Origin of the sequence: Streptomyces morookaense, from assembly GCF_013030945.1 — a bacterium.
Lineage (GTDB): Bacteria > Actinomycetota > Actinomycetes > Streptomycetales > Streptomycetaceae > Streptomyces > Streptomyces morookaensis.
Map to the genome: position 1 here is coordinate 94689 of NZ_JABBXF010000049.1, position 6966 is coordinate 101654.

A 6966-nucleotide genomic window follows, 5' to 3' on the forward strand; every position below is an offset into this window, starting at 1 on the left:
CGCCGAACCGCCCCGCCGAACCTTCCTGCGACACAAGGACACACCATGCCGGACGATCCGCTCCCGCGCCGGGTACCCGTCGCCGTCGTCGGCCTCGCCGCCCTGCTGCCGGACGCCCACGACATCGAGCAGAGCTGGCGGCTGATCCTCGGACGCCGGAACGCGATGCGGGACGTCCCGCCCACCCGGTGGCTGATCGACGACTACTACCACCCCGTCCCCGGCACGCACGGCAGAATCTACACACGGCGAGGCGCCTTCCTGCCCACCGTCGACTTCGACCCCATGGCCTACGGCATCCCGCCGCAGAGCCTGGCGTCGACGGACACCGCGCAACTGCTCGCCCTGCTGGTCGCCGACGGCGTTCTGCGGGACGCCGAGGAAGGCGGCGCCGCCCGGCCACCCGGCGACCGCGTCTGCGTGGTGCTCGGCACGGCCGCGCTGGGACTGCTCACCGAAGCCAACGCCCCGACACAACGGCCGGTATGGCTCAAGGCCCTGCGGGAGCACGGCCTGCCCGAGGCAGAGGCCCGGGCGATCTGCGACCGCATCGCCGCGCACTACCCCGAACCGACCGAGGACACCTTTCCCGGGCTGCTCAGCAACGTCGTCGCCGGGCGCATCGCAGCCCGCTTCGACCTGCACGGCACCAACCACACCACCGACGCGGCGTGCGCCGGATCGTTCGCCGCCCTGTCCACCGCCCTGGACGAACTCTCCCTGGGCCGGGCCGACCTGGCCATCAGCGGAGGCGTCGACGTCACGAACGACATCGGCATGTTCTACTGCTTCACCACCACCCCGGCGCTCTCCCCGACACAGGAGTGCCGGCCCTTCGCGGAGAACGCCGACGGCACCATGCTCGGCGAGGCCGTGGTGATGTTCGCGCTCAAACGGCTGGCCGACGCCGAACGCGACGGGGACGGGGTGTACGCCGTCATCCAGGGCCTGGGCAGCTCGTCCGACGGGCGCGGCTCGGCCATCTACGCGCCCAGGGCGCAGGGCCAGGCCCTCGCCCTGCGCCGGGCCTACGCGGAAGCGGGCTACGAACCCGGCACGGTGGAACTCGTCGAGGCCCACGGCACCGGTACCAAGGCGGGCGACCAGGTCGAATTCGCCGCTCTGCGCGAGGTCTTCGCAGCGTCGGGCCGTACCGACCCGCAATGGTGCGCCCTGGGGTCGGTGAAGTCCCAGATCGGCCACACCAAGAGCGCGGCGGGCGCGGTCGGCCTGCTGAAGGCGGTCCTCGCCCTGCACCACAAGGTGCTGCCGCCGACCATCAACGCCGAGCGCCCGCATCCCGGCCTGCGGATGGAGACCAGCCCGTTCTACCTCAACACCCGCACCCGCCCGTGGATCCGGACGGACGGGACCCCCCGGCGCGCGTCCGTCTCCAGCTTCGGCTTCGGCGGCAGCAACTTCCACGCCACGCTGTCGGAACACCGGCCCCCGGACCGCTCCGCCGGCGGCACCCGGCCGCGCCTGCGCACCGCGCCGACCGAACTCCTGCTGCTCTGCGGCGACTCCACCGAGGAACTGCGCGAGTGCGTCGCCGGATTCCGGCGGGCCGCGGAGAAGGCCGCGACGCGGCCGGCGCACGGCCTCGCCGGCCTGGCCCGCCGCAGTCAGGAGGGCTTCCGGCCCGGCGCCGCCCGGCGGCTCGCCGTGCTGGCCGACGGCATCGGCACCCTCGTCGAGCGGCTCGACGAGGCCGGCACGGCCATGGCCGCGGGCAGGACCCCGCCCCGGCCGTTCGCCCTGCACTGGGGCGCCGGGCAGCGCGAGCCGGGCCGCACGGCCTGGCTGTTCCCCGGCCAGGGCGCCCAATACGTGGGCATGGGGGGCGACCTGGCGGCCCACCACCCCGGGGCGCTCGCCGTCTGGGACGCGGTCGGCGGCACGGGCCCGCAGGACATGCCCCTGCACCGTGTGGTCTTCCCCCCGCCCCGGCCGGACGACGAACAGGGCGCGCAGCAGGAACTGCTCACGGCCACCGAGTGGGCGCAGCCCGCCCTCGCCGCGCACAGCCTCGCCCTGCTCGCCCTGCTGGCCGAGTTCGGCCTGAAGCCGGACTGCGTCGCCGGCCACAGCCTCGGCGAGCTCATCGCCCTGCACGCGGCGGGCGCGTACGACGCCGCGACCCTCATGCGTCTCTCCCGCGCCCGGGGCGAGGCGATGCGCGACGCCGCGGCGGCGGTGCCCGGAGCGATGCTGGTGGTCCTCGCCGGCCTCACCGAGGTCCAGGAGGCGCTGACCGCGGCCGGCGTGCCGGACGTGTGGGTCGCCAATCACAACGGCCCGGAGCAGACGGTGCTCTCCGGCACGCCCGAGGCGATCGCCGCGGTGACCGCGCGGCTGCGGTCCGCCGGCACCGGCACCGTGCCGCTCGCCGTCCCCATCGCCTTCCACAGCCCACTGATCGCGGCCGCTCGCGCCCCCTACGCCGAGGCCCTGGAGGCAGCCGCGGTGTCATCCCCGGAACGGGAGGCCTTCTCCAACACCGACGCCGCTCCCCACCCGGCTGCGGCCGGCGAGATCCGCGCCCGCCTCGTCGACCATCTGACCGCGCCCGTGCGCTTCGCGGACCAGATCGAGGCCATGTACCGGGCCGGGGTACGGACGTTCGTCGAAGCGGGACCGGGCACGACCCTCACGGTGCTCGTGAACGGGATCCTCGGCGACCGGCCCCACCTGGCCGTACCCCTCGACCGGCGCGGGACCCACGGCGTGACCGCCTTCCAGGACGCTCTGGCCCGGCTCGCCGTCCACGGCGTGCCCCTGGACTTCGCGCCGTATTGGAAGCACTACGCCGTGCCGTTCCCCACCGGTGGGGAAAGCGTGCCCACGATGACCGTGCCGATCGACGGAGGCAACCACGGACGACGCTATCCACCACAGAAAGAGGACCGGGCAACCGCCCCCGCCCCACCGGCACCGCCGTCCGGGACGGCGCCGGCTGCTCCCGTACGGCCTTCGCCCGTCGTGCCCTCCGCGTCCACCGTGCCCGGCACAGCCACCATGCCCCCGGCCCCGGCGCTGCCCGGCATCCCGGCACCGGCCATGCCGCCCCGGGTCGCCGGACCGCTCCCGGCGGCACCCCTCGTGCCGGCCGAGGAGGACGATGCCCGGGCCGCCCTGATCGAGGAGGCCCAGGGCCGGACGGCCGATGCCCACGCCGTCTTCCTGCGGTCCATGAGCGAGGCGCACACGGCCTTTCTGCGCATGTCCGAGACGTCCTTCGCAGCGCTGGCCGGGTTGCCCGTGGCTCCGCCTGCGGAGTGGCACGCCGGGCGTGCAGCGACCACCGGAACGACTGTTCCCGCTCCGGACGGCACGACCGCTCAGGAGCCCGACGCACCGGCGGTCGTGCCGCCTCCTGCCAGGTCACCGGCCGTCGAAGCCGGACCCGCAGCGGGGGAAGCGGCGGACACAGCGGCGTTCGACCCCGCACGACTGGAGGAGACGCTGCTGGCCGTGGTGGCCGAACGCACGGGATACCCGCCCGAGATGCTCGATCCGGACATGGAGCTGGAGGCCGACCTGGGCATCGACTCCATCAAACGCGTGGAGATCCTCTCCGTCCTGCGGCAGCGGATGGGTGAGCTGCCCGAGATCCAGGACGACCCGGTGGAGCTGGTGTCCCTGCGCACGATCCGGCAGGTCGTCGACAGGATGCGGCAGGCGACGGGCGGACCGGTGACGTCCGTCGGCACACCGGCGCCGGAACTCCCGCCCGGTCCCGCACCGGCACCTGCTGTCCTGGGGCGCTACGCGGTGCGCTCCGTGCCGGCACCGCCCGGTGGTCTGGCGATGCCCGGCCTCGGGCAGCACGTCCTCCACGTCATCGACGGGGGTTCCGGCCTCGCCGGGCTCGTGGCCGGGCGCCTGGCCGAACAGGGGGTCCCCGCCGAAGCGGTCGCGGAGCCGACACCGGAGAGCCGGGCGGTGCTGCTGCTGGGCGGCCTGACCGGGGATCCGGAAGCCGAGGCCATGCTCGAGGTCCAGCGCGCCGCGTTCCGGGCGGCCCGCATCGTGGCCCCACGGTTCGCGCGGGAGGGGGGAGTGTTCGTCACGGTGCAGGACACCGGCGGCGACTTCGGCGTCCGGGGCGACCACGGGGAACGGGCCTGGCTGGGCGGTCTGGTGGCCCTGGTCCGTACGCTCGCGGGGGAGTGGCCCGAGGCGGTGGTCAAGGCCATCGACTGCGCCCGCGCGGGCCGTTCCCCCGAGGATGTCGCCGACGCGCTGGCCGGCGAACTGCTGCGCGGAGGGCCCCTGTTGGAGACGGGACTGCCCGCCGACGGCGGCCGGGTGACGACACTGGCCGTTCCGGCCGCTCCGACAGGCGACGCGTCCGACACCCCGGGGCCCGGCGACGTCCTCGTCGCCACGGGCGGCGCGCGGGGCATCACCGCCGCCGCCCTCGGCGAGCTGGCCCGGGTCCGCCGGCCGCGCCTGGCGCTGCTGGGCCGTACCGAACTGGACGACGAGCCCCAGGGTCTGCCGACCGACGCGGACGAGGCCGCTCTCGTCCGGGTCCTCGCCGAGCGGTCCGCGGACCCGCCGCCCGCCCTCGGCCGGCAGGCCCGCCACATCCTGGCCGTCCGCGAGATCCGGGCAACGCTCGCCACGATCGAGCGCGCCGGCGCACCTGTGCGCTACCTGCGGGCCGACGTCCGCGACCCGGCCGCCGTGCGCACCGCCCTGGACGCCGTCCGGGCCGAGTGGGGGCCGGTGACCGGCATCGTCCACGGCGCCGGAGCGCTGGCCGACAAGCGGATCGGGGAGAAGACGGACGAACAGTTCGACCGGGTCTTTCGCACCAAGACCACGGGGCTGCGGAATCTCCTGGAGGCGACGGCCGACGACCCTGTGCGGACCGTCGTGCTGTTCTCCTCGGTGGCGGGCCGCTTCGGCAACCCCGGACAGAGCGACTACGCCATGGCCAACGAGACCCTCACCCACGTCGCCGCCGTCGAGGCGGCGGCCCGCCCGGAGTGCCGGGTCCGGGCCCTGGTCTGGGGCCCATGGCAAGGCGGCATGGTCACTCCCTCCCTGGCCGGGCACTTCGCGGCGGCCGGCGTGCCGTTGCTGACGGCCGAGGCGGGCGCCCGGGCCTTCGCCGAGGAGGTGACCCGTGCCGACGGGCCCAGCGGCGTGCTCCTCTTGGCGGTACCGGCCGAAGGCAGCGCTTCGGGCGCACTGCCCCCGACCGGACTCCGGCACCCGCAGCCCGCCCTGGCGCGCGTCTCCCGGGCCACCCATCCCCAGTTGGCCGACCACATCATCGGCGGCAGGGCGGTCCTGCCCCTCGCCCAGACCCTGGAGTGGTTCCTCGCAGCGGTCCGCGACTGGAACTCCGGCGCCGAGGCCGTGACCCTGTGCGACCTGCGGGTGGTGACGCCCGCCATCTGGGGCGAATCCGGCGGGGACGCGGCGGAGTTCGTCATCACGGGCAGGCCCGACCCTGCCGACGCGGGCACGCTCTGCGTGGAACTGCGCGGTACGGCCGGACACCCGCACTGCACCGGGCGCGCCCGCAACGGCGACGCCGGGCGGGAGACGACAGCGCACCTCGCGGCAGCGGACGACGACCTCCCGCCCTGGGAAAGGGGCGACCCCTACGACGGTCAGCTCCTCTTCCACGGCCCGATGATGCGCGCGGTGACCGCCGTCGAGGCGGCGGGCCCGTCCGGCGTCCAGGGCATCCTCACCGGCGTCACCGCGCTGGGCTGGCCCGAGGAGGTACGGCAGACCGACCCGGCCGTACTCGACGGAGCCCTGCAACTCGCCATGCTCTGGGCACGGGAGGCCCTCGGACACGCCGCACTCCCGATGGCCGTCGGCACCTTCGTCCCCCACTGCCGGGGCCCGGCCCCGGGCCCCGTGACCTGTCGCGTCCTGCCGGTGGCGGCGCAGGGCGCCCGCGCCCGGTGCCACCTGCGGCTGACCGGAGCGGACGGCAGCCCCTTCGCCGATCTGCTCGACGTGGAACTGGTCCGGCGGCCCGACCTGCCGGCGGCCGGCGGGGGACAGGAAGGCGAGGCGTAGATGTCCTTCGAACCCATCGCCGTCGTGGGACGCGGGTGCGTCCTGCCGGACGCACTGAGCCCGGACGTGTTCTGGCGCAACCTCCTCGCCCGCCGGATCAGCATCCGGCAGGCCTCACAGGAACGTTGGGGTGTGCCACCGGACAGCGCCGCCGCCGGTTTCGGCATCGGCGGGTTCGTCCACGACTTCGCGGACACCTTCGACGCCACCGGATTCGGCCTGGGCCCCGAGGTGATCCTGCGACTGGACCCCCTCTTCCAGTGGGTCCTGCACGCCGGACGCCAGGCCCTGTCCGAGGCCGGCGTCCCCGCCGTCGCCCCCACCCGTTCGGGCCTGGTGCTGGGGAATCTCTCCTACCCCTCCACCGCAGCCGTCCGGTACGCCGAGCACGTGTGGCTGTCGTCCCAGGAGCCACCGGTGCGCGACGCCATGTCGGCTTCGCTTCCGCCCCGCCCGCACGCCTTCAACCGCTTCTCCTCAGGGCTGCCGGCCCTGCTCGCCGCCCGTGCGCTGGGGCTGGAGGGCGGCGCCCACGCCCTGGACGCCGCCTGTGCCACCTCGCTGTACGCGGTCAAGCTTGCCTGCGACCGGCTCCACGACGGGACGGCGGACCTGATGCTGGCGGGTGCGGCGAACGGCTCCGACGCCCTGCTCATCCACGGCGGCTTCGCGATGCTGGGCGTCCTCAGCCCGACCGGCCGCAGCAGGCCATTCCACCGGGAGGCCGACGGCCTCGTCCCGGCCGAAGGAGCCGCCCTGTTCGCACTCATGCGGCTGACCGACGCCCTGGAACAGGGCCGGCGGGTGCTCGCCGTCGTGCGCGGCATCGGCCTCGGCAACGACGGCCGCGCCGGCGGACTCGTCGCCCCCGACACGGCGGGCCAGGAACGTGCCATGCGCGCCGCCTACGCCTCG

General features: G+C 75.0%; 2 protein-coding genes. Both read left to right on the top strand.

The window, feature by feature from the left end:
* Positions 1 to 45 precede the first annotated feature (45 nt).
* Positions 46 to 6051: a type I polyketide synthase gene (locus tag HG542_RS21900; RefSeq protein WP_171084037.1), complete on the top strand. Its 6006-nt coding sequence runs from the start codon at positions 46 to 48 to the stop codon at positions 6049 to 6051.
* On the top strand, positions 6052 to 6966 hold a 915-nt coding region (locus HG542_RS21905), incomplete at its 3' end, for a beta-ketoacyl [acyl carrier protein] synthase domain-containing protein (RefSeq protein WP_171084039.1).

Bases quoted from the DNA above. Each gene is read 5' to 3' on its own strand.
- HG542_RS21900 (WP_171084037.1), top strand. From the start codon at position 46: ATGCCGGACGATCCGCTCCCGCGCCGGGTACCCGTCGCCGTCGTCGGC.